This is a genomic window from Enterobacter sp. KBR-315C3_2022 (assembly GCF_041399425.1).
Taxonomy (GTDB): Bacteria; Pseudomonadota; Gammaproteobacteria; order Enterobacterales; family Enterobacteriaceae; genus Enterobacter.
Genome location: NZ_JBGKEB010000025.1, coordinates 1 through 23,470 on the forward strand (window position 1 = coordinate 1; position 23,470 = coordinate 23,470).

Sequence of the window (23,470 nt, forward strand, 5' to 3'; positions counted from 1 at the left end):
GGGCCCCCCCTGTTTATTCTTGGGGGTTGGGGGGGGGGCCCCCCGCCGCCCCCCGGGCTGGATTCCCCGCCCCCCCCCCCCCCGGCGGGCCGCCCCGGCCTTCAGGAAACACTTCGGCGATTTTCAGTCGGACCAGGGTGTCGCTTTAACTTATTAATTTTATTGATAAAAACGTAATCGCTTCTGGTTAAAAATTTTCTGGGGATCCCTCAGCCCACGGGGAGAGGGTGCAAACACTAAAAACGGTCACCTTCGGGTGATCGTTTTGCTTTTACCTTCGGCTTTTTTGTGCGCCAACCCCCATACAACGGTTACCGGCTCTGAGAGAATCCTTATCATAACTAAGGTTATGACAAGGAAAGTGATCATGAGTGATATCGCGTTAACCGTTAGCGTGTTGGCCCTGGTCGCGGTGGTTGGGCTATGGATTGGCAATGTCAAAATTCGCGGCGTCGGGTTTGGCATCGGCGGCGTGCTGTTCGGCGGGATTTTTGTCGGCCATTTCGCCGAGCAGCTTGGGCTTACGCTCAGCGCCGATATGCTCCACTTCATTCAGGAATTTGGCCTGATCCTCTTCGTGTACACCATCGGCATCCAGGTGGGGCCGGGCTTTTTCGCCTCGCTTCGCGTCTCCGGGCTGCGGCTAAACCTCTTCGCCCTCGGCATCGTGGTGATGGGCGGGCTGGTCACCGCCGTCCTGCACAAGATTTTTGCGATACCGCTTCCCGTGGTGCTTGGCATTTTCTCCGGCGCGGTCACCAACACGCCCGCGCTGGGCGCGGGGCAGCAGATCCTGCGTGATTTAGGCATCGCCCCGGACGTCGTTGACCAGATGGGGATGAGCTACGCCATGGCCTACCCGTTTGGCATTTGCGGCATCTTGCTGTCTATGTGGCTGGTGCGCGTCCTGTTCCGCGTTAACGTCGATAAAGAGGCCAGGGACCACGAAAGCACGCTCACCAACGGCCACGCGCTGATCAAAACCATCAATATCCGCGTGGAAAATCCCAACCTGAACAACATGGCGATTCAGGACGTGCCCATCCTGAACAGCGCCACCATTATCTGCTCGCGACTGAAGCGCGCCGATATGCTGATGGTGCCCTCGCCGGGCACGGTGATCCAGCACGGCGACTTGCTCCATCTGGTCGGGCAGCCGGCGGACCTCAACAACGCCCGGCTGGTGATTGGCCAGGAGGTCGATACGTCGCTCTCGACGCGCGGTACCGACATGCGCGTCGAGCGCGTCGTGGTGACCAACGAGAAGGTGCTGGGCAGGAAAATCCGCGATCTGCAGGTAAAAGAACGCTACGACGTGGTGATCTCCCGGCTTAACCGCGCGGGCGTTGAGCTGGTCGCCAGCCCGGAGGCCAGCCTGCAGTTTGGCGATATCCTCAACCTCGTCGGACGGCCGTCCTCCATCGACGCCGTGGCGGACATGGTCGGCAACGCCCAGCAGAAGCTGCAGCAGGTGCAGATGCTGCCGGTGTTTATCGGCATTGGGCTGGGCGTGCTGCTCGGCTCCATTCCGCTGTACGTGCCCGGCTTCCCGGTGGCGCTCAAGCTGGGGCTGGCGGGCGGGCCGCTGATTATGGCGCTGATCCTCGGGCGCATCGGCTGCATCGGCAAGCTCTACTGGTTTATGCCGCCGAGCGCTAACCTGGCGCTGCGCGAGCTCGGCATCGTGCTGTTCCTGGCGGTGGTTGGGTTGAAGTCCGGCGGCGACTTTGTCGACACGCTGGTTCAGGGCGAGGGGATGAGCTGGGTGGCTTACGGTATTTTCATCACCGCCATTCCGCTGCTCACGGTCGCGATACTGGCGCGAATGTTCGCCAAAATGAACTATCTGACGCTGTGCGGCATGCTCGCAGGCTCGATGACCGATCCGCCCGCGCTGGCCTTTGCCAATAACCTGCACGCCACCAGCGGCGCGGCGGCGCTGTCGTACGCCACGGTTTATCCGCTGGTGATGTTCCTGCGTATTATCACCCCGCAGCTATTGGCGGTGCTGTTCTGGGGGATAGGCTAGCAGGTCGTCCGGGTGAATGCGCCGCAGGTGATAGTCTACCTGATAGTCGCTGGTATTGCGGAACATCACGGAATAATTAAGGAACTCGCCGCTGTCGCTGTAGGAAAGAGAGGTAATGCGCAGTAGCGGCGTCTGTTCCGGCAGGTTCATATAGCTTGCCAGCTGCCTGTCCGCCAGCACCGGCGTCAGGCTCTCATAGTTGCCGCTGATGGTTATCCCGCACTCCTTCTCGATGTAGTCAAACTTCGACCCTTCAAGATGCGCCAGCGAGAGGTTGCGGAACAGCTTCACCGGCATAAAGCTGTCTTCCAGCATCAGCGGCTTCCCCTCAACGTAGCGCACGCGCCGTGAAAAATAGATCCGCTCGTCGACCTGAATCCGCAGCTGGCTGGCGATCGCGGGCGGGGCGGGCATCACCTCAAACTGCAGCACCTTGCTCAACACCTCTTTTCCCTGCTGGCGCAGCACCTCCACCAGCCCGGTCAGGTTGGTGGTTTCATGGTGAACGTCCTTGCGCGCGACGAACGTCCCGCTGCCGTGGCGGCGCTCAACCAGCCCCCAGCTCACCAGCAGGTCCAGCGCCTTGCGGATGGTCATCCGCGCCACGCCAAACTCGTGCGCCAGCGCTTTCTCGCCGGGCAGCGGGCTGCCGACGTTGTAGTCCGACGAATTGAGCCGCAGCCGCAATCTGTCAGCAATAGATTTGTAGATCACCAGTAGACCTCTCTGCCTGCTTCAGCGCGTGGATTACGTCCTTACATGTCCATATTTACCGCAAAAAGTAGACCTCATTGGTCAAATTAAAACCATGAATGCGATCACGAATCGCAGCGGCGCGCCATGTTCACACATTAGTAAATTCTTATGCTCCCTTCAGGCCAGCAAAAAATTACAAAGGCCACTCTCCCCTACAGGTTGTTACGTGAGGATTTAAAAATGCTCAGTCAAATACAACGTTTTGGCGGTGCCATGTTTACCCCGGTGTTGCTGTTTCCGTTCGCCGGGATCGTGGTGGGAATCGCCATTATGCTTCGCAACCCGCTTTTCGTGGGCGAGGCCTTAACCGCGCCCGATCATCTGTTCGCGCAAATTGTTCACATCATTGAAGAGGGCGGATGGGCGGTCTTTCGCAACATGCCGCTGATTTTTGCCGTCGGCCTGCCGATTGGCCTCGCGAAGCAGGCGCAGGGTCGGGCGTGCCTGGCGGTGCTGATTAGCTTCCTGACCTGGAACTACTTCATTAACGCGATGGGGATGACCTGGGGCCATTTCTTTGGCGTCGATTTCTCCGCCGAACCGACCGCCGGAAGCGGGCTGGCGATGATAGCGGGCATTAAAACGCTCGACACCAGCATCATCGGGGCGATCGTCATTTCAGGCATCGTCACCGCCATTCACAACCGCTATTTCGACAAGCCGCTGCCGGTCTTTCTGGGCATTTTCCAGGGCACCTCGTTTGTGGTCATCCTCGCCTTTTTCGTGATGATCCCCTGCGCGTGGCTGACGCTGCTCGGCTGGCCGAAGGTGCAGATGGGCATCGAGTCGCTGCAGGCCTTTCTGCGCTCCGCCGGGGCGCTCGGCGTGTGGGTTTATACCTTCCTCGAGCGCATTCTGATCCCAACCGGGCTGCACCACTTCGTCTACGGCCCGTTCATCTTCGGCCCGGCGGCGGTTGAGGGCGGCATTCAGGTTTACTGGGCGCAGCACCTGCAGGCGTTCAGCCAGAGTACCGAACCGCTGAAAACCCTGTTCCCGGAAGGCGGCTTTGCGCTGCACGGCAACTCGAAGGTGTTTGGCTCCATCGGCATTGCGCTGGCGCTGTGGTACACCGCGTCGCCGGAAAACCGCGTTAAGGTCGCGGGCCTGCTGATCCCCGCCACGCTCACCGCCGTGCTGGTCGGCATTACCGAGCCGCTGGAGTTTACCTTCCTGTTTATCTCTCCGCTGCTGTTTGCCGTCCACGCCGTGCTGGCGGCAACCATGGCGACGGTGATGTATGCCTTCGGCGTGGTCGGCAACATGGGCGGCGGCCTGCTGGACCAGTTCCTGCCGCAGAACTGGATCCCGATGTTCCATAACCACGCGTCGATGATGTTCACCCAGATTGCCATTGGCCTGTGCTTCACCGGGCTCTACTTCGTGGTCTTTAAAACGCTGATTGAGCGGCTGAACCTGAAAACGCCGGGCCGCGAAGAGAGCGAAATCAAGCTCTACAGCAAGGCGGACTATAAGGCGGCGCGCGGGCAAACCACCGCCCCGGCGGCGGCCAGCCAGCAGGTCGGGCAGGCCGCGGGATTCCTGCAGGCGCTCGGCGGCGCGGCCAACATTGAAAGCATCAACAACTGCGCCACCCGCCTGCGCATCGCGCTGGTGGACATGGCGAAAACCCAAAGCGACGACGTCTTCAAGGCCCTTGGCGCGCACGGCGTGGTGCGGCGCGGCAACGGCATCCAGGTGATTGTCGGCCTGCACGTTCCCCAGGTGCGCGACCAGCTTGAATCGCTGATGAAAACCCCTTTAACCCACGAACAAACCACCCTGACAGAGGCTATATCATGAAAAAATTCTCAGTTGTCATTGCCGGCGGCGGCAGTACCTTTACGCCGGGTATCGTCCTGATGCTGTTAGCCAACCGTGACCGTTTCCCGCTGCGCGCCCTGAAGTTCTATGACAACGACGGCTCGCGCCAGGAGACCATTGCCGAGGCGTGCAAAATCATCCTTCAGGAGCAGGCGCCGGACGTCGAGTTCAGCTACTCCACCGATCCGAAAGCGGCCTTTACCGACGTGGACTTCGTGATGGCGCACATCCGCGTGGGCAAATACCCGATGCGTGAAAAAGACGAGAAAATTCCGCTGCGCCACGGCGTGCTGGGCCAGGAAACCTGCGGACCGGGCGGGATCTCCTACGGCATGCGCTCCATCGGCGGCGTGCTGGAGCTGGTCGATTACATGGAGCAATACTCCCCGAACGCGTGGATGCTGAACTACTCCAACCCGGCGGCCATCGTCGCGGAAGCCACCCGCCGCCTGCGGCCTAACGCCAAAATCCTCAACATCTGCGATATGCCGATCGGCATTGAAGGGCGAATGGCGCAGATCGTCGGCCTGAAGGATCGTAAAGAGATGCGCGTGCGCTACTACGGCCTGAACCACTTCGGCTGGTGGACGTCGATTGAAGACCTGAACGGCAACGATTTGATGCCGAAACTGCGCGAATACGTGGCGAAAAACGGCTATGTGCCGCCGTCGGAAGACGCGCACACCGAAGCGAGCTGGAACGACACCTTCGCCAAGGCCAAAGACGTGCAGGCGCTGGACCCGGACACCATGCCGAACACCTACCTCAAGTATTACCTGTTCCCGGACTACGTGGTCGCGCATTCCAACCCGGAACGTACCCGCGCCAACGAGGTGATGGACCACCGCGAGAAGCACGTGTTCAGCTCGTGCCGGGCGATTATCGAAGCCGGAAAATCCTCCGCGGGCGAGCTGGAAATCGACGAACATGCGTCCTACATCGTCGATCTGGCGACGGCTATCGCCTTCAACACCCAGGAGCGGATGCTGCTGATCGTGCCGAACAACGGGGCGATTCATAACTTCGACGCCGACGCGATGGTGGAAATTCCGTGCCTGGTGGGCCATAACGGGCCGGAGCCGCTGACCGTCGGGGACATTCCACACTTCCAGAAGGGGCTGATGAGCCAGCAGGTGGCGGTGGAAAAACTGGTGGTGGACGCCTGGGAGCAGCGCTCGTACCAGAAGCTGTGGCAGGCGATTACGCTGTCGAAAACCGTGCCGAGCGCGTCCGTCGCGAAAGCGATTCTGGATGACCTGATCGAGGCGAATAAGGACTATTGGCCAGAGCTGCACTAACCCTCACGACCGGCATCGCCCGATGCCGGTTTTTTGTCCCTGTCGATTTACGCTATGCTGAAGCCTGCCCGCAGCACGACAAGGAACCTCCATGAAAATTTCCCGCCTCGGCGAAGCGCCGGACTACCGCTTTTCTCTGGCTAACGAGCGCACCTTTTTAGCGTGGGTCCGCACCGCGTTGGGCTTTCTCGCCGCGGGCGTTGGCCTGGACCAGCTGGCCCCCGACTTCGCCACGCCGCTGATCCGCGAAGTGCTGGCCCTGCTGCTGTGCCTGTTCGCGGGCGTGCTGGCGATTTACGGCTATCTGCGCTGGCTGCGCAACGAGAAGGCGATGCGCCTGAAGCAGGATCTGCCCTACACGCGCGGGCTGCTCATTATCAGCGTCCTGTTGCTGGCGGTGGCGGGCGTGGTGATGGTGCTGGTGTTCTATGCCGGATAGCCGCCGGGCGCGGCGCGAAGCCGATCCCGGCCTGCAGCCGGAGCGAACCTCTCTTGCCTGGCTGCGCACGCTGCTGGGATACGGCGCGCTGATCGCGCTGGCGATTAAGCACAACTGGCACCGCACCGGGGCGCCGTTCTGGATCTCAATCGTCGTGCTGGCGCTGGTGGCGGTCATTTTGTGGCGCTACACCCGCAGCCGCAACCTGATGGACGTGGCGCAGGATGATTTTGTCCAGCCGAAAGCGGTGCGGGATAAGTTCCTGATCGCGCTGGCGGTGCTGCTGCTGTCCTTACTCTTTGCCGTTACCCACATTCAGCAAATATTGCACCTGTAGGCCCGGTAAGGCGCAGCCGCCACCCGGCATAATTACTTTCCCTTAGCCAGATACGCCGCCATTTCGTCTTCCGGCACCATGCCGCCGCCGGTCGCCCACACGAGGTGGGTGACGTTGGCCCCCGCGGGGAAGCGCAGCGGCCCGGCCATTCCCGCCAGCGCCGACGGCTCCAGGCGAATGCCTTCCTCCTGCGCCAGCCAGCCGAGCATGTCGTACATGCTCTGGTCGGACAGCGTGTAAAACCCGTCGAGCAGCCGCTCCATCGCGCGGCCCACGAAGCCGGAGGCGCGTCCTACCGCCAGCCCGTCCGCTGCCGTGACGTTATCGATGCCCAGATCCTGCACCGCAATCTTATCGTGCAGGCCGGTATACACCCCCAGCAGCATGCACGGCGAGTGCGTCGGCTCGGCGAAGAAGCAGTGCACGTGGTCGCCAAACGCCAGCTTCAGGCCAAACGCCACGCCGCCGGGGCCGCCGCCGACGCCGCACGGCAGGTAAACATGCAGCGGGTGTTCGGCATCCACGGCGCGGCCCTGCGCGGCAAACTGCGCCTTTAGCCGCTCGCCCGCTACCGCGTAACCGAGGAATAGCGTGCGCGAGTTTTCATCGTCGATAAAGAAGCAGTCAGGGTCGCTCTCCGCCGCCCTGCGCCCCTGCTCGACCGCCACGCCGTAATCCTGCTCATACTCCACGACGATCGCGCCGTGGCTGCGCAGCTTCGCTTTCTTCCACTCGCGGGCGTCGGCAGACATATGCACCGTTACCTTAAAGCCGAGGCGGGCGCTCATGATGCCGATGGACATACCCAGGTTGCCGGTCGATCCCACGGCGATGCTGTACCGGCTGAAAAAGTCCTTGAAGCGCGGCTCCAGCAGGATGCTGTAATCATCATCTGTGTTGAGTAATCCCGCGCGCAGCGCCAGCTTTTCCGCGTGGGCCAGCACTTCATAAACCCCGCCGCGCGCCTTTATCGAGCCGGATATCGGCAGATGGCTGTCTTTTTTCAGCAGCAGCGTGCCGGGAATGGATTTGCCGGACGCTTTCTCCAGCCGCGCCCGCATTGCCGGAATGGCAACCAGTTCAGATTCGATAATCCCGCCCGCGGCTGCCGTTTCCGGAAACGCCTTAGCCAGATAGGGCGCAAAACGGCTGAGGCGCGCGTGCGCCTCGTCCACGTCGGACTGGGTCAGCCCAACGTGCGGAAGACCTTCCGCCAGCGATGCGGCGCGCGGATTCAGCCAGGTGACGTCTTTCAGGGCCATCAATTCCTCAATAAGAGGAAACCGTGCGGCCAGCGCCGCTGCGCGTGTGTTTTCCATTGTTTATCTCGTCGCAATCGGATCGTGTGGGCTATTGGACAAAAAAAAGAGGCATGCTGACAAATGATATATATTGCGTTTCAGGTGAGCCAGATTGGATCAAACCCGGAGGAAAAGCGTGACGGATGGCCAAAATCGGCTGCTTAACGGCTGGCAGCTTTCAAAAATGTACACCTTTGAGGTGGCGGCGCGGCATGAGTCCTTTGCGCTGGCGGCCAGGGAGCTGTCGCTCAGCCCCAGCGCGGTGAGCCACCGCATCAACCTGCTGGAAGCGGAGCTGGGCATTCAGCTGTTTGCGCGCTCGCACCGAAAGGTGGCGCTGACGCAGGAGGGCAGGCGCGTTTACTGGACGCTCAAATCCTCGCTCAATACCCTGAACCAGGAGATCCTGGATATCAAAAACCAGGCGCTGTCCGGCACGCTCACCGTCTACTCGCGCCCGTCCATTGCCCAGTGCTGGCTGGTGCCGATGCTCGGCGACTTCACCCGCCGCTACCCGGCGATTTCGCTGACCATGCTCACCGGCAATGATGACGTCAACATGCAGAGTACGGGCGTCGATCTGGCGATCTACTTCGACGCTGCGCCGCCGGGCCATCTTGCCCATGAATTTCTGATGGACGAGGCGATTCTGCCCGTATGTTCGCCGGAATATGCTCGCGAACACGGGCTGCTTAATAACCCGCAAAATCTCAGCCGCTGCACGCTTCTGCACGACCGACAGGCCTGGAGCAATGATTCGGGCACCGATGAGTGGAACGGCTGGGCGCAGCAATTTGCGGTGAACATGCCGACATCGTCGGGCATTGGGTTCGATCGCTCTGATTTATCCATTATCGCAGCGATCAACCACGTCGGCGTGGCAATGGGGCGACAGCGCCTGGTGCAAAAGCGCCTTGAGCGCGGAGAGTTAATCGCGCCGTTTGGTGAGAAGACGTTGAAATGCCGCCAGCACTATTACGTTGCAACGCTTTCAGGCCGCCAGTGGCCGAAAATTGACGCCTTTATCGGCTGGCTGAAGGAACGGGCGAGCTGAAGAAATTATTACGCATTGGCGCTACACCAAATGTGAAAAAGCGTGCTAAATACAGGCTATTGCTTTTGATTTTTTTCATAAGGTACGCCGTGTTAAAGCCTTTGATTGCCGCTGCGCTCGTGTTGTCTTCCGGCTGGGCCATTGCCGCAGAGCCGCCGCTGACGGCTGCGCGCTACGCGCAGCAGCTCGGCGTGGGCATGGACGTCGACTGGGCCCGCACCGAGCGCGGCATCCGCGAGTTCGATCCGCTGGTGGTTCGCGACTTTCGCGCGAAGGGCATCACCCACGTGCGTATCCGCGTCGCCGGTGAACCGACCGAAGCGCGGCTGATCCACCTGCGCAAGCTGGTCGAGGCCTGCGAGCAGTACGGTGCGATCCCGATTATTGCCTATCAGGCCGATGAATATAAAAACAGCCCGAACGCCGATAACGAAAAAGAGGTGGTTAACTGGTGGATCGCCGTGGCGCACTACTTCGGTAAAAGCGCGCCGCTGCTAGGATTCGATCTTATTTACGAACCGGCGGACAAGCTCAACCATAACCTCGCCTCGCTTAACCGCGTCTACGAAAAAACGATCAAAGCCGTTCACGAGATTGACCCGCAGCGCATGATATTCATCGCACCCCGCCTGCGCGCCGCGCCGGAAGATCTCACCAGCCTCAAGCTTCCCGCACGCAGCCAAAGCTATCTGCTGGCGGAGTGGCATATTTTCCCGTGGGGGCCGCTCAAAAATAACGGTAAATACCCGTGGACGTCGGGAACGGCTCAGGAAAAAGCGGCAATCCGCAGCCGCATTTCTGCCGCGCTGCGCTGGCAGCAAAAAACCGGGCACGTCAGCTGGGTGGGCGGCTGGGGCGTGGGCGAGTCGATTCGCTTTACGCCAACCGCGCCGCAAATGGCGTTCGCCACGTTTATGGCCTGCGAGCTGCAAAAAGCGAAAATCCCGTACGCCATCAATGCCGATATTCAGTTTTATGACGGGGAAGAGGGGGCATGGCGGCCTGCGTCAGAGCCCTTGCTGCAGGCCATGATCGCACCCGTCTGTGAAAAGCCCGGCGAGAAGCCGGGCCATCATGCGGTTAAACCGGCTGCTCGTGATGCGAAACGCGCGACGCCAGCGGCAGCCAGCACAGTAAAATCAGCAGCCCCATCAGCGTCATCAGCAGGCCAAGGCTAGCCTGGCCGGTCTGCGGCATCATCGCCGAGAGCCACGCCAGCGCGCCGGAACCGATATTCTGCAGCCCGCCGACCAGCGCGCCCGCCGTTCCGGCGAGGAACGGGAACGGCTCCATTGCGCCGCTGGTGGCGAGCGGGAACAGCATCCCCGCGCCGAAGAAGAACAGCGCGGCGGGGATCAGCAGCGTCCAGACCGACATCACGCCGAACAGGCCCGGCACCCACATCATCACGCCCGCCAGCAGGCAGCTGATCACCGCCTGCCACATCAGGGTGGAGAACCGTTTGTTGGGGCGTCCGGCAAACCATGCACCGAAAAATGCCGCCGGGATCGGCAGGATAAACAGAATACTGACCACCATGCTGCTCAGGCCAAGCCCTGCGCCCAGCAGCACGCCGGAACAGGCTTCGAACACCGCGATGCCCGCCAGGCCGCCGATCAGCATCAGCAGGTAGCAGGTAAACGATCCGTTGCCGAACAGCGTCTTATAGCTGGCGAGCAGCTTCGTGCGCGGCGCGTCCACCGGACGTGTTTCCGGCATCCAGCGCGCCATGCTGAAGGTGACAATCACGCACAGCACCAGCAGGAAGGCGTAGCAGGCGCGCCAGGACCACATCGTGTCCAGCAGGCCGCCAATCAGCGGCGCCAGCAGCGGGCTGACCAAAATCCCCATATTGAGCAGGCTGTTAGCGTGGCGAAGCTGCGTGCCCTGGTACATGTCGCGCGGCAGCGTGCGCGCCATCACCCCGCCCACGCCCGTCCCGACGCCCTGCAGGGCGCTGGCGGCAATCAGCACGGTAAGGCTGGAGGTGGTAATGGCAATCACGGTGGCCACCATGAATATGCACATGCCGACCAGAATCACCGGGCGGCGGCCAACGCGATCGGACAGCGGGCCGTAAAAGAGCTGCGAGACGCCGTAGGTCAGCAGATAGGCGGCCATCACGCTCTGGACCGCGCCCTCGCGGACGTTCAGTTCCTTTGCCATATCGGCAATCGCTGGAATGTAGATGGTTTGCGCCATCTGACCGACGGCCACCAGCAATACCAGCATCAACAGTAAGTTAACGTTCCTTTGCTTTTTCATGTCGCTGAATACTTTTGCCAAAAGAGAGAAATCAAGAATAAGTGACTACGCATTCCCATAAATGCGCGAGGAATCTACCACACTCAGATGACAAGTTAAGTATTGCTGCGATGAATGCATGAAGGGGATAAGTCAGGTTTTGTACACAACATCGGCAACATAAGTTGCCATTGTGTTACGCCAGGCGCAGCAGGATCGCGCCCCCCGCAATGCCGAGCGCCGCAATAATGCGGATGCCGGCAACCTTCTCTTTTAACAGCAAAAACGCGATCAGCGCGCCGAAGAGGATGGAGGTCTCGCGCAGGGCCGCCACTACCGCCAGCGGCGCCTGGGTCATCGCCCACAGCGCCAGGCCGTAGGAACCCATGGTGCCGACGCCGCCGAGCAGCCCTTTTTTCCCGTGCTGGTGCAGGTAGCGGGACGCTTCGCGGCGGCGCGCCGCCATCGCCCAGCAGAGCAGGCAAAAGCCGTTCATGAAGAACGTCCACAGGGTATAGCCCAGCGCCGTTTCCGACAGCCGCACGCCGGTGCCGTCCACCAGCGTATACCCGGCAATAAAGCAGGCGTTGAGCAGCGCCAGCCAAATCCCCTTGCGCGACTGCATTCTGCCGTTCATCGCCATCGCCAGAATGGACAGGCAAATCACGCCAATGCCTGACCAGGCCAGCCAGGACAGGCTATCTCCCAGCGCCAGCACGCTGATCAGCGCCACCAGCAGCGGCGCCGTGCCGCGCATCAGCGGGTAGGTCTGGCTCATATCAGAAACCTGGTAGGTTTTGGCCACCAGCACGGTGTACACCACCTGCAGCGCACAGGAGACGATCAGGAAAGGCCAGCTTTCGACGGAGGGCTGCGGCGAGAACGGGAGCAGGAACGCGGCGATAAGCGCGGCGGAGCCGCTCACGCTAATGGCGGAGTAGAGCTTGTCCGTTCCGGCTTTAACGATGGCGTTCCAGCTGGCGTGCAGCAGCGCGGCAAACAGCAGGATGCAGAAAACGGTGATGGTCATGGCGCGTCAGGTGGTGAATTGTCATCCAACTGTAACATTCGCACCCTGAAGCCGCCACCGCTTACACCGCGCAAAAAAGACGGTGCGTAACGCGCGGCTCGTCCATCACCGGCGAGAACCCGGCGCGGTGGTAGAACCCGTGCACGGCGTCCGGGGCATGGGCGTTAAGAAAATCAAACCAGATGCTGGCATCGGCCATCACCACGGTTAACAGCTGTTTGCCAATGCCCAGCCCGCGGCATTTTTCGCTGACGTAAAGATGGCGGATACGTCCGGCGCGCGGCTGCTGGCTGAACGGGTCGCGGTTTAACCCGCACACGCCGACCAGCTTGCCGCCAAGAAACGCTCCGAGCAGCTTTTCCCCCGGCGCGTTAAAGCGATTTTCGCCCCGCAGCCAGTTCTCTTCCAGCCTGCGCAGCATGTTGAAATTCAACGCGATACTCTCTGCCTTCAGGGCGATATAGCCCGGTTCATCCGGCGTAACAGGCTCAATTAACAGACGCGACATAGCATTCCCTCGTTATTAAAGAGGGGCGGTTGCCCGCCCCTCTCAGGTGCGACTTGAACCTGAATTACCGAACGTATTTCAGGACAGCATCAAGCAGTTGCAGTACAGCAACAATGAGTTTGAGGACAAGTACAACCATATCCACGACGCTCATACGCGTCTCCTTTTGGTTAAAAGGAGCACGATGCTGGCGTACCTTTCCGCCGCCTGTGGCCAGCACCTGGATTGACGTAACACAGTGTGCTCACTTCAGGGGTTAAGGCACTGACGGCACCACCCGTTTCAGCCAGGACTTCGTTGCGCCGGTAGAACTGCGGCCCCCTCGCTCACTGCGAACACCCTCAGTATAGATAAATACTGTATGCATGAACAGTATTTTATGGACAAAAACGTGAAGCCGATCCATACTCAAAAACGTCAAAATCCGTGCCTGAATTGCGCGGTCGTCTGCGATCGCGTATACTTTTTGCGTTGACGTAACACAGTGTGTTCCGCGGTCACCAGCCGCAAAACCCTGAAAAAAACCTCGCTTAGGCGAGGTTTTTTGTTTTCTGGGCTTCTCACAAAAAATGCCCGTTGACATATTGGCAATAAATGTCACCATTGCCATAATGGCAACGGACGCGGCAGGCATGCAGTATGCATTTAATCTCTATGAAAGCTATTTTGGATGCGGTAACCCAGTTTCCGCAGCACAAAGAAGAACTCCTCTTTTTGGGCCGCACCATAGAAAAGAGCCACTGTCCGACGCCTGCTGCGCTGAAAAAACTGTTTCCTACGCTGGATAACTTGAAGTATCTGGATAAGCATTATGTTATTGATATTGCAAACAACAATCTTAGAGTAGTGGCTCTCATCTTCTTTGAAAGCCAAAAGTTTTATGTGCGCCATGTTTTTACTCATAAGGAATATGACCGTTTTACGGAGAAACATCGCACTAAGGGGAAGAAATGATGATCGTCGCTGATGCAATGAAAGCTACGCATGCCCTTGTTGCGGCCGTTCCTTTACTGGGTGAACAGCCGAACGAGAAAGATTATAAAGATGCGCTTGAGCTGGTTGAGTATCTGCTTATGAACGAGCCCGATAGTCCCTTGCTGGATATTGTGTGCGCCAGGATTAGCCGTTACGAAGCCAATCGGCCAGAGATAGTCGCATTACGCAAGGAGATGGAGTCCGTTCCTGTCGGTATTGCGGTTTTAAGAACCTTGATGGATCAGTACAACCTGACGATATCGGATTTTCAGGATGAAATTGGCAGTAAATCAATGGTTTCACGGGTGTTAAATGGTCAAAGACAGCTTACATTGAACCATATAAAAAAGCTGGCAGCCCGCTTTGGCGTATCGCCAGCGCTGTTTATCGAGTGAGGCAAATCGCGCATTTGCCGTTTTCACTACCCAACAAACGAAACGTGATCCCTGACGCATTTTCGTCCAGATGAAAATATTTCCATTGTCACGCTGAAAAACCTGTGGTTGTATAAATTCCATCAATGATTCCAGAAACAGGTTCCTAATGACTCCATCTCTGTTCACCTCGACCCTACTAAAAACTGCGCAACCAGCCGCAGTGGTCGTCGTGCGTGTGGTGGTGGTCGTCGGCAGTGCGCCGTAGGGACTGGATCAACACACGAATCCAAAACCCCGCCGGCGCAAACCGGGCGGGGTTTTTAGTTTAGAACCCTCCCCGGAAAGTCGGCCCAGAAGAAAAGGACTGGAGCATGGCAAGTTCGGGCACAACATCCACCAGAACGCGTTTTACCGGCGCGCAGTTAATCGTGCATTTACTGGAACGACAGGGCATTACCACCGTCGCGGGTATTCCGGGCGGGACGGTGCTGCCGCTGTACGATGCGTTAAGCCAGAGCACGAAAATCCGCCACGTGCTGGCGCGCCACGAGCAGGGCGCGGGCTTTATCGCCCAGGGCATGGCGCGCACCCAGGGCAAACCGGCGGTCTGTATGGCCTGCAGCGGCCCGGGCGCGACCAACCTGGTGACCGCCATCGCCGACGCGCGCCTCGACTCCATTCCGCTGGTCTGCATTACCGGCCAGGTGCCCTCTTCGATGATCGGCACCGACGCGTTCCAGGAAGTGGACACCTACGGCATCTCTATCCCCATCACCAAGCATAACTACCTGGTTCGCGACATCGCCGAGCTCCCGCAGGTTATCAGCGATGCGTTCCGCATTGCGCAGTCCGGCCGTCCCGGCCCGGTGTGGATAGACGTTCCTAAGGATGTTCAGACCGCAGAGATCGAAATCGACGTGCTGCCGGAGCCGGGCGAGCGCGCCCCCGCGCCGGAATTCAGCGCCGAGAGCGTGCGCGACGCGGCGGCGATGATTAATGCGGCCAAACGTCCGGTGTTCTATCTGGGCGGCGGGGCGATCAACGCCGCTGAGGAAGCGCGTCAGTTCGCCGAAAAAGCCAACCTGCCCACCACCATGACCCTGATGGCGCTCGGCATGCTGCCAAAAGCGCACCCGCTCTCTCTCGGCATGCTGGGGATGCACGGCGCGCGCAGCACCAACTTCATCCTGCAGGAGGCGGATTTACTGATCGTGATGGGCGCGCGTTTTGATGACCGGGCGATTGGCAAAACCGAGCAGTTCTGCCCGAATGCGAAAATCATTCACGTGGATATCGACCGCGCCGAGCTGGGCAAAATCAAGCAGCCGCACGTGGCGATTCAGGGCGACGTGGCGGAAGTGCTGGCGCAGCTGATCCCGCAGACTGACGCCAATCCGCGTCAGGAATGGCGCCAGCTGGTGGCCGATCTGCAAAACGAGTTCCCGAGCGCCATCCCGACCGAGGGCGATCCGCTGAGCCACTACGGGCTGATCAACGCCGTAGCCGCCTGCGTGGACGACAGCGCGATTATCACCACCGACGTGGGCCAGCACCAGATGTGGACCGCGCAGGCGTACCCGCTGAACCGTCCGCGCCAGTGGCTGACCTCCGGCGGCCTGGGCACGATGGGCTTCGGCCTGCCCGCTGCGGTCGGCGCGGCGCTGGCGAACCCGGATCGCAAAGTTATCTGCTTCTCCGGCGACGGCAGCCTGATGATGAACATTCAGGAAATGGCGACCGCGGCCGAAAACCAGTTAGACGTGAAAATCATCCTGATGAACAACGAGGCGCTGGGGCTGGTGCACCAGCAGCAGAGCCTGTTCTACAAGCAGGGCGTGTTTGCCGCGACCTATCCGGGGATGATTAACTTTATGCAGATCGCCGCCGGGTTTGGCCTGCACACCTGCGATCTGAACGCCGAAGAGGACGCGCAGGCGGCGCTGCAGGCGGCGATTTCTCGCCCCGGCCCGGCGCTGATCCACGTGCGTATCGACCCAGAACAAAAAGTGTATCCGATGGTGCCGCCGGGCGCGGCCAATACTGAGATGGTGGGGGAATAAGCCATGCAGAAACAACATGATAACGTCATTCTGGAGCTCACCGTCCGCAACCACCCGGGCGTTATGACCCACGTCTGCGGGCTATTTGCCCGCCGCGCGTTTAACGTGGAGGGCATCCTCTGCCTGCCGATTCAGGGCAGCGAGCACAGCCGCATCTGGCTGCTGGTCAACGACGACCAGCGTCTGGAGCAGATGATGGCCCAGATCGACAAGCTGGAAGACGTGACCAAAGTGGTGCGCAACCAGTCCGATCCCACCATGTTTAACAAAATTGCGGTGTTCTTCGAGTAAATCACTTAAGGTAAGCGGCTTTTGCCGGATGGCGCTGCGCTTATCCGGCCTACAAGGACGTAACCCGTAGGCCGGATAAGGCGTTTACGCCGCCATCCGGCGCGTTCACGCATCAGGATCACACCATGACCACCATCGCCCTTATTGATGACCACCTTATCGTCCGCTCCGGATTTGCCCAGCTTCTGAACCTCGAACCGGATTTTCAGGTCGTGGCGGAGTTTGGCTCGGGCCGCGAGGCGCTGGCGGGTCTGCCCGGGCGCGGCGTGCAGGTCTGCATCTGCGATATCTCGATGCCCGACCTTTCCGGGCTGGAGCTGCTGAGCCAGCTGCCGAAAGGGATGGCGACCATCATGCTCTCCGTCCACGACAGCCCGGCGCTGGTGGAGCAGGCGCTGAACGCGGGTGCGCGCGGGTTTCTCTCCAAGCGCTGTAGCCCGGACGAGCTGATCGCTGCCGTGCGCACCGTCTCGACCGGCGGCTGCTACCTGACGCCGGACATCGCCATCAAGCTGGCGGCGAGCCGCCAAGACCCGCTCACTAAGCGCGAGCGCCAGGTGGCGGAAAAGCTTGCGCAGGGCATGGCGGTGAAGGAGATTGCCGCCGAGCTGGGGCTGTCGCCGAAAACCGTGCACGTCCACCGCGCCAACCTGATGGAAAAGCTCGGCGTCAGCAACGACGTGGAGCTTGCGCGACGCATGTTTGACGGCTGGCAATGAGCGCCGTCTTTTCGCGGCTGATCGCCGTACTCGCCAGCTTTTTTATCTTCTCCGCCGCGTGGTTCTGCCTGTGGAGCATCAGCCTGCACCTGGTAGAGCGCCCCGAGCTGGCGGTGCTGCTGTTCCCCTTCGGCCTGCGCCTGGGGCTGATGCTCCAGTGCCCGCGCGGCTACTGGCCCGTTTTGCTGGGCGCAGAGTGGCTGTTGCTGGTCTGGCTGGCGCAGGAAGTGGCGCTCGCGCATCTGCCCTTATTGATGACCGGAAGCATTCTAACGCTGCTCCCGGTCGCGCTGATCTCCCGCTATCGCCACCAGCGGGACTGGCGAACGCTGCTGCGCCAGGGGGCGGCGCTGATTGCCGCCGCGCTGCTGCAGTCGCTGCCATTGGTGGGCGAAAAAGAGATGCTGAACGCGCTGCTCCTCACGCTCACGGGCGGCCTGACGCTCGCGCCGACCTGCCTCGTCATCTGGCACTATCTCACCAGCACCGTCTGGCAGCCGCTCGGGCCCGCGCTGGTTTCGCAGCCGGTGAACTGGCGCGCCCGGCACCTCATCTGGTATCTGCTGCTGTTCGTGGTGAGCCTGTGGCTGCAGCTCGGCCTGCCCGCCGAGCTTTCACGGTTTACGCCGTTTTGCCTCGCGCTGCCGATCATCGCCCTGGCCTGGCACTACGGCTGGCAGGGGGCGCTGATCGCCACCCTGATGAACGCCATCGCGCTGATCGCCAGCCAGACCTGGCACGACCACCCCGTTGATTTGCTGCTCTCGCTGCTGGCCCAGAGCCTCACCGGGCTGCTGCTCGGGGCGGGCATTCAGCGGCTGCGCGAGCTGAACCAGTCCCTGCAAACCGAGCTGGCGCGCAACCGCCGCCTGGCGGAGCGGCTGCTGGAGACCGAAGAGAGCGTGCGGCAGGAGGTCGCGCGCGAACTGCACGACGACATCGGCCAGACCATCACCGCCATTCGCACCCAGGCGGGCATCGTGCAGCGCCTGGCGGCGGAGAACGCGGGCGTGAAGCAGGGCGGGGCGCATATCGAGCAGCTTTCGCTTGGCGTTTACGACTCGGTGCGCCGCCTGCTCGGCAGGCTGCGCCCGCGCCAGCTGGACGATCTGTCGCTTGAACAGGCGGTGCGTTCCCTGATGCGCGAGATGGAGCTGGAAAGCCGCGGCATCGTTAGCCATCTCGACTGGCGTATTGATGAACGGACGCTGAGCGAAGGCCAGCGCGTGACGCTGTTCCGCGTGTGCCAGGAGGGGCTGAACAACATCGTGAAGCACGCCAGCGCCAGCGCGGTCACGATACAGGGCTGGCAGCAGGACGAACGCCTGATGCTGGTGATTGAGGACGACGGCTGCGGCCTGCCGCCGGGCTCGGGCCAGCAGGGGTTTGGCCTGGCGGGGATGCGCGAGCGCGTGAAGGCGCTGGGCGGCACGCTAAGCATCTCCTGCACCCACGGGACGCGCGTCAGCGTCAGCCTACCGCTACGGAGCCACCATGTTTAATACGCCTGCTAACGCCGCGCCGCTCGTCGACAAAGCGGAAATCGACGCCCGCTACCGCTACTGGCGTCAACACATCCTGATCACCCTCTGGCTCGGCTATGCGCTTTTCTACTTTACGCGCAAAAGCTTCAACGCCGCCGCGCCGGAGATCCTCGCCAGCGGCGTAATGACCCGCACCGATATCGGCCTGCTGGCGACGCTGTTTTACATCACCTACGGCCTGTCGAAGTTTTTCTCCGGTATCGTCAGCGACCGCTCCAACGCCCGCTATTTTATGGGCGTCGGGCTAATGGCGACCGGCGTGGTGAACATTCTGTTCGGCTTTTCCACCTCGCTGTGGGCCTTCGCGCTGCTGTGGGCGCTGAACGCCTTTTTCCAGGGCTGGGGCGCGCCGGTGTGCGCCCGCCTGCTCACCGCCTGGTATTCGCGCAACGAGCGCGGCGGCTGGTGGGCCATCTGGAACACGGCGCACAACGTGGGCGGGGCGCTGATCCCGATGGTGGTCGGCGCGGCGGCGCTGCACTACGGCTGGCGCGCGGGGATGATGATTGCGGGCGGGCTGGCGATTATCGCCGGGCTGTTTCTCTGCTGGCGGCTGCGCGACAGGCCGCAGGCCGTCGGGCTGCCCGCGGTGGGTGACTGGCGGCACGACGAGATGGAGATCGCCCAGCAGCAGGAGGGCGCGGGGCTGACCCGCAAAGAGATCCTCACCAAATACGTGCTGAAAAACCCGTACATCTGGCTGCTGTCGCTGTGCTACGTGCTGGTGTACGTAGTGCGCGCGGCGATCAACGACTGGGGCAACCTGTACATGTCCGAGACGCTCGGCGTCGATCTGGTGACCGCCAACTCGGCGGTGACGATGTTCGAACTCGGCGGCTTTATCGGCGCGCTGGTGGCGGGCTGGGGCTCGGACAAGCTGTTCAACGGCAACCGCGGGCCGATGAACCTGATTTTCGCCGCCGGGATTTTGCTCTCCGTCGGCTCGCTGTGGCTGATGCCGTTCGCCAGCTACGTGATGCAGGCGGCGTGCTTCTTCACCATCGGCTTCTTCGTGTTTGGCCCGCAGATGCTGATCGGCATGGCGGCGGCGGAATGCTCGCACAAGGAGGCGGCGGGCGCGGCGACGGGCTTTGTCGGGCTGTTTGCCTACCTCGGCGCGTCGCTCTCTGGCTGGCCGCTGGCGCGGGTGATCGACATCTGGCACTGGAGCGGCTTCTTCGCGGTGATCGCCATCGCGGCGGGCATCTCCGCCCTGCTGCTGCTGCCGTTCCTGCACGCGCAGGCGCCGCGCGAAGCGTGATGCGCCTCACCTTTCCGCTCCGAATGGCGCAAAACTAGGAAATTTTCCCGGTTTTACCTGGACGCTGTCTCAGGCGCGTTGCCCGGCTGATTTTTACAATGCCTGCAAAAATCAGCTCAGGAGTAACTCAGTCATGCTGGCCTTCTTAAATCAGGTGCGCAAGCCGACCCTGGATCTGCCGCTCGACGTGCGGCGCAAGATGTGGTTCAAACCGTTCATGCAATCCTATCTGGTGGTCTTTATCGGCTACCTGACCATGTACCTGATCCGCAAGAACTTTAACATCGCGCAGAACGACATGATCTCGACCTACGGGTTGAGCATGACGCAGCTGGGGATGATTGGCCTGGGCTTCTCCATCACCTACGGCGTGGGGAAAACGCTGGTGTCGTACTACGCGGACGGCAAAAACACCAAGCAGTTCCTGCCGTTTATGCTGATCCTCTCCGCCATCTGCATGCTCGGCTTCAGCGCCAGCATGGGGTCCGGCTCCATCAGCCTGTTCCTGATGATCGCCTTCTACGCCCTGAGCGGCTTCTTCCAGAGCACCGGCGGGTCGTGCAGCTATTCCACCATCACCAAGTGGACGCCGCGCCGCAAGCGCGGGTCGTACCTTGGCATGTGGAACATCTCCCACAACCTTGGCGGCGCGGGCGCGGCGGGCGTGGCGCTGTTTGGCGCGAACGTTCTGTTCGACGGCCACGTCATCGGCATGTTCATCTTCCCGTCGATTATCGCGCTGATCGTGGGCTTTATCGGCCTGCGCTTCGGCAGCGACTCTCCGGAATCCTACGGCCTCGGCAAAGCCGAAGAGCTGTTCGGCGAGGAGATCAGCGAAGAGGACAAAGAGACCGAAGAGAACGACATGACCAAGTGGCAGATCTTCGTGGAGTACGTGCTGAAGAACAAAGTGATTTGGCTGCTGTGCTTCTCGAACATCTTCCTCTACGTAGTGCGTATCGGCATTGACCAGTGGTCTACCGTGTACGCCTTCCAGGAGCTGAAGCTCTCTAAAGAGGTGGCGATTCAGGGCTTTACGCTGTTTGAAGTGGGCGCGCTGGTCGGCACGCTGCTGTGGGGCTGGCTCTCGGACCTCGCCAACGGCCGTCGCGCGCTGGTGGCCTGCGTTGCGCTGGCGCTGATTATCGCCACCCTCGGCGTGTATCAGCATGCGAGCAACCAGTACGTGTACCTGGCGTCGCTGTTCGCGCTCGGCTTCCTGGTGTTTGGCCCACAGCTGCTGATCGGCGTGGCCGCCGTTGGCTTCGTGCCGAAAAAAGCGATCGGCGCGGCCGATGGGATTAAGGGCACCTTCGCCTACCTGATCGGCGACAGCTTCGCCAAGCTGGGGCTGGGGATGATCGCCGACGGCACGCCAATCTTCGGCCTCACCGGCTGGGCGGGCACCTTTGCCGCGCTGGACGCCGCCGCCATTGGCTGTATCGTCCTGATGGCGATGGTAGCGGTGCTGGAAGAACGTAAGATCCGCCGTGAGAATCGCGCGCAGAAATTGAAAGCAGCCTGAGTGTGCAGGTGACTTTTTGCCCGGCGTGATGGCCGGGCTTTTTTTTATTCGTTGATTTGAGACTTAGCCCAGAACATACACGTCGCCCGTTGACGGGGAGACGGCGTCCGGCAACCACACATTGCCCCACCTGCCGGTGCAATGGCAGCCCATGACACGATCGGGTTTCAGATCGCGTAAAAACTGCCTGACTGCCCAGAGCTTTTGCGGGGATGCACTGCGCAGATGAAAGCCGCCGAAAAGCGCATGAACGTGATGAATGCCGGTTATGCTCTGGCAGTGACGCACAATATCGATCAGCCCGCGATGCCCACAGCCGATAAAAATGACCAGGCCACGGTCAGATTTATAGAGAAGCACCCCTTCATCCGTTACGTAGTCTTCATCCGCATTGTCAGCGCCGAGAACACCGTATGCGTGCGGTACGGCAACGGGGATCTCCCCGGACCACATAAAGCGCTCCCCAATCTGGAGCGGGGCGCGGCTGTATGCCATGCGAAAACGTGAATAGTCATTGTTCAGCGACAGTTTTTTTATTCGCGCGGTATAGCCTGAAAAGCGTATCGCCGAGTAGCGTTCGCTGGCGATAAGGGGATGGCATACGATCCGGCACGCCTCTGGCAGCCAGGGGACGCCGCCACAGTGATCGTAGTGGCCGTGTGAAAGCACCGCGGCGGTCAGGCCGGTCAAATCGACCCCCATCAGCGCCGCGTTGTGGAGGAAGCTATCATCAGGTCCGGTATCAAACAGAATCGAATCATTCTCATCCTGTATAAACAGACTGAGTCCAGCTTTAGCGCGCAGTGAAGGGTTAGCGCTGGAATGAAGTCGGTTTTCCAGCAGGACGCTGATCGTAATGGACATGTTCGCTCTTTCCCTGGCGTGAATATTCGCTATCGGCGGGTATGATTTTTCATCGACGATACACCATTGAGATAGCGCTTTCCTCCTGGCACCTCAAACTTCTGAAAAGGGGAATGCCAAAGGGCTACGCACGCTGGCTGGTCTCCAGCAGCAACCCCCTCAGCCATACCTGCGCCGGATTGCGGTGCGTGCGCCCGTGCCAGGCCATGCTTTTGGTGAAACCCGGAATGTCTACCGGCGCGTTGCAAACGTACATTCCCGTGCGGTTTTCCGCCATCCGCTCCGGCACTATGGCGATCATGTCGCAGATCGCCAGCACGTCCGGTAGCACTAAAAAGCTGCTTACCGATAGCCCCACGCGGCGCGTGCGTCCAATCCTTACCAGCGCGTCGTCCGTCACGCCGTGAAAACTTTCCCCTTCGTAGGAGACCAGCACCTGCTCCAGGGCGCAGAACCGATCTAACGTCAGCGGGCTTCCGGCGTCGGGGTGATCGGCGCGCATCATGCAAGCGTACCGTTCATCATAAAGCGCGCGGCTGTGAAGCTCGTCAGGCGTGGTGTGCGGCGTTAAAAGCGCCAGGTCGATTTTCCCCTGCTCAAGCTGGCTGACCAGACGCTCGGGCTCAACCGGCACCACGCGCACGCGGATGTTAGGCGCCTGCACCTTCAGCGCGGCGATAAACGGCACAACCACCGCGCGCAGCGCGTAGTCGGTGGCGGCGAGGGTCAATGTCAGGTCGGCGTCAGCCGGGTCAAACGCCACGGGCTGCAAGAGGACGTCGATGTCCGCCAGGATGCGCTTCACCGGCGCAGCAAGATCTTCCGCGCGCGTGGTCGGCACCATGCCGTGCGGGGCGCGGATAAACAGCGGGTCGTCGAAGTAGTCCCGCAGGCGGTTGAGCATGCCGCTTACCGCAGGCTGCGTGAGCGCAAGACGCGCCGCCGCGCGGGTGACGCTGCGTTCGTCCAGCAGGGCATCGAGCGTTTTCAGCAGGTTAAGATCCAGCGTGCGCAGATCTGCTTTCATGGCCGTT

At 60.7% G+C, this 23,470-nt stretch carries 24 protein-coding genes; 16 read left to right on the forward strand and 8 right to left on the reverse strand.

The genetic code is table 11. From position 1 onward, the window contains the following. The first annotated feature begins 367 nt into the window (after positions 1-367). Positions 368-2,029, forward strand: coding sequence for a putative transporter (locus tag AB8804_RS19740; RefSeq protein ID WP_371189531.1), 1,662 nt, complete (start codon positions 368-370; stop codon positions 2,027-2,029). Here AB8804_RS19740 and AB8804_RS19745 read toward each other — a convergent pair. Beyond that, positions 1,997-2,743 carry a GntR family transcriptional regulator gene (locus AB8804_RS19745; RefSeq protein ID WP_371189534.1) on the reverse strand — a complete coding sequence of 249 codons (747 nt, stop codon included), beginning with the start codon at positions 2,741-2,743 and terminating at the stop codon, positions 1,997-1,999. The two genes, AB8804_RS19740 and AB8804_RS19745, sit on opposite strands and share 33 nt — an antisense overlap. 222 nt (positions 2,744-2,965) lie before the next feature. Between AB8804_RS19745 and AB8804_RS19750 the strand changes: the two genes are divergently transcribed. The 4 genes from AB8804_RS19750 to AB8804_RS19765 all read left to right on the forward strand — a co-directional run bounded on the left by AB8804_RS19750 (position 2,966) and on the right by AB8804_RS19765 (position 6,683). After that, a complete protein-coding gene (locus AB8804_RS19750) occupies positions 2,966-4,588 on the forward strand; it encodes an alpha-glucoside-specific PTS transporter subunit IIBC (RefSeq protein WP_371189538.1) in 1,623 nt (540 codons plus the stop codon). Next, positions 4,585-5,907: a 6-phospho-alpha-glucosidase gene (locus AB8804_RS19755; protein ID WP_371189542.1), complete on the forward strand. Its 1,323-nt coding sequence runs from the start codon at positions 4,585-4,587 to the stop codon at positions 5,905-5,907. Before AB8804_RS19750 ends, AB8804_RS19755 begins: the two co-directional genes overlap by 4 nt. 91 nt (positions 5,908-5,998) lie before the next feature. Then, a complete protein-coding gene (locus tag AB8804_RS19760; RefSeq protein ID WP_112012360.1) occupies positions 5,999-6,346 on the forward strand; it encodes a YidH family protein in 348 nt (115 codons plus the stop codon). After that, a complete protein-coding gene (locus AB8804_RS19765) occupies positions 6,336-6,683 on the forward strand; it encodes a DUF202 domain-containing protein (RefSeq protein WP_112012359.1) in 348 nt (115 codons plus the stop codon). Before AB8804_RS19760 ends, AB8804_RS19765 begins: the two co-directional genes overlap by 11 nt. Before the next feature lie 32 nt (positions 6,684-6,715). Here AB8804_RS19765 and dsdA read toward each other — a convergent pair whose 3' ends face one another. Further along, complete coding sequence (gene dsdA / locus AB8804_RS19770) at positions 6,716-8,002, reverse strand: D-serine ammonia-lyase (protein ID WP_371189550.1); 1,287 nt, start codon at positions 8,000-8,002, stop codon at positions 6,716-6,718. A gap of 118 nt (positions 8,003-8,120) precedes the next feature. On the opposite strand from dsdA, the gene dsdC reads away from it, so the two are divergent. Then, positions 8,121-9,038 carry a DNA-binding transcriptional regulator DsdC gene (dsdC, locus tag AB8804_RS19775; protein ID WP_371189554.1) on the forward strand — a complete coding sequence of 306 codons (918 nt, stop codon included), beginning with the start codon at positions 8,121-8,123 and terminating at the stop codon, positions 9,036-9,038. 89 nt (positions 9,039-9,127) lie between these two features. Next, the gene (locus AB8804_RS19780) at positions 9,128-10,216 is read left to right on the forward strand and encodes a cellulase family glycosylhydrolase (RefSeq protein ID WP_371189558.1); all 1,089 of its coding nucleotides are present in this window, start codon (positions 9,128-9,130) and stop codon (positions 10,214-10,216) included. Here AB8804_RS19780 and emrD read toward each other — a convergent pair. The 4 genes from emrD to tisB form a co-directional block, all read right to left on the reverse strand. Beyond that, entirely contained in the window at positions 10,119-11,303 is a 1,185-nt protein-coding gene (gene emrD, locus AB8804_RS19785; protein WP_371189563.1) for a multidrug efflux MFS transporter EmrD, read from the reverse strand. The two genes, AB8804_RS19780 and emrD, sit on opposite strands and share 98 nt — an antisense overlap. 175 nt (positions 11,304-11,478) lie before the next feature. Next, positions 11,479-12,312, reverse strand: coding sequence for an EamA family transporter (locus AB8804_RS19790; RefSeq protein ID WP_371189565.1), 834 nt, complete (start codon positions 12,310-12,312; stop codon positions 11,479-11,481). Positions 12,313-12,373: 61 nt separating this feature from the next. Further along, positions 12,374-12,820 (reverse strand): GNAT family N-acetyltransferase, encoded by a 447-nt coding sequence (locus AB8804_RS19795; RefSeq protein ID WP_371189569.1) that lies wholly within the window; start codon positions 12,818-12,820, stop codon positions 12,374-12,376. Positions 12,821-12,884: 64 nt separating this feature from the next. Then, positions 12,885-12,974 (reverse strand): type I toxin-antitoxin system toxin TisB, encoded by a 90-nt coding sequence (gene tisB / locus AB8804_RS19800; protein ID WP_371189574.1) that lies wholly within the window; start codon positions 12,972-12,974, stop codon positions 12,885-12,887. 485 nt (positions 12,975-13,459) lie between these two features. On the opposite strand from tisB, the gene AB8804_RS19805 reads away from it, so the two are divergent. The 9 genes from AB8804_RS19805 (at position 13,460) to uhpT (ending at position 21,572) form a co-directional block, all read left to right on the forward strand. Further along, positions 13,460-13,774: a type II toxin-antitoxin system HigB family toxin gene (locus AB8804_RS19805; RefSeq protein ID WP_371189579.1), complete on the forward strand. Its 315-nt coding sequence runs from the start codon at positions 13,460-13,462 to the stop codon at positions 13,772-13,774. Further along, a complete protein-coding gene (locus AB8804_RS19810; protein WP_371189583.1) occupies positions 13,771-14,190 on the forward strand; it encodes a type II toxin-antitoxin system HigA family antitoxin in 420 nt (139 codons plus the stop codon). The genes AB8804_RS19805 and AB8804_RS19810 overlap by 4 nt, the downstream gene beginning before the upstream one ends. Positions 14,191-14,338: 148 nt before the next feature. Further along, entirely contained in the window at positions 14,339-14,437 is a 99-nt protein-coding gene (gene ivbL / locus AB8804_RS19815; protein WP_112012348.1) for an ilvB operon leader peptide IvbL, read from the forward strand. A gap of 106 nt (positions 14,438-14,543) precedes the next feature. After that, a complete protein-coding gene (gene ilvB, locus AB8804_RS19820) occupies positions 14,544-16,232 on the forward strand; it encodes an acetolactate synthase large subunit (RefSeq protein ID WP_371189590.1) in 1,689 nt (562 codons plus the stop codon). Positions 16,233-16,235: 3 nt separating this feature from the next. After that, on the forward strand, positions 16,236-16,523 hold the full coding sequence (ilvN, locus tag AB8804_RS19825) for an acetolactate synthase small subunit (protein WP_181621639.1): 288 nt from the start codon (positions 16,236-16,238) through the stop codon (positions 16,521-16,523). Between the two features lie 125 nt (positions 16,524-16,648). Further along, on the forward strand, positions 16,649-17,242 hold the full coding sequence (gene uhpA / locus AB8804_RS19830) for a transcriptional regulator UhpA (RefSeq protein WP_371189598.1): 594 nt from the start codon (positions 16,649-16,651) through the stop codon (positions 17,240-17,242). Further along, on the forward strand, positions 17,239-18,744 hold the full coding sequence (uhpB, locus tag AB8804_RS19835; protein WP_371189602.1) for a signal transduction histidine-protein kinase/phosphatase UhpB: 1,506 nt from the start codon (positions 17,239-17,241) through the stop codon (positions 18,742-18,744). Before uhpA ends, uhpB begins: the two co-directional genes overlap by 4 nt. After that, positions 18,737-20,047, forward strand: a complete 1,311-nt coding sequence (locus AB8804_RS19840) for an MFS transporter (protein WP_371189606.1) — start codon at positions 18,737-18,739, stop codon at positions 20,045-20,047. The genes uhpB and AB8804_RS19840 overlap by 8 nt, the downstream gene beginning before the upstream one ends. Before the next feature lie 133 nt (positions 20,048-20,180). Next, positions 20,181-21,572, forward strand: coding sequence for a hexose-6-phosphate:phosphate antiporter (uhpT, locus tag AB8804_RS19845; protein ID WP_371189610.1), 1,392 nt, complete (start codon positions 20,181-20,183; stop codon positions 21,570-21,572). Positions 21,573-21,635: 63 nt separating this feature from the next. Here the strand turns inward: uhpT and AB8804_RS19850 are convergent, their stop codons facing one another. Both AB8804_RS19850 and AB8804_RS19855 read right to left on the reverse strand, forming a co-directional pair. Further along, a complete protein-coding gene (locus tag AB8804_RS19850) occupies positions 21,636-22,436 on the reverse strand; it encodes an MBL fold metallo-hydrolase (protein WP_371189614.1) in 801 nt (266 codons plus the stop codon). A 124-nt stretch (positions 22,437-22,560) separates the two neighbouring features. Further along, positions 22,561-23,463: a LysR family transcriptional regulator gene (locus tag AB8804_RS19855; protein ID WP_371189616.1), complete on the reverse strand. Its 903-nt coding sequence runs from the start codon at positions 23,461-23,463 to the stop codon at positions 22,561-22,563. Between the last annotated feature and the right edge of the window lie 7 nt (positions 23,464-23,470).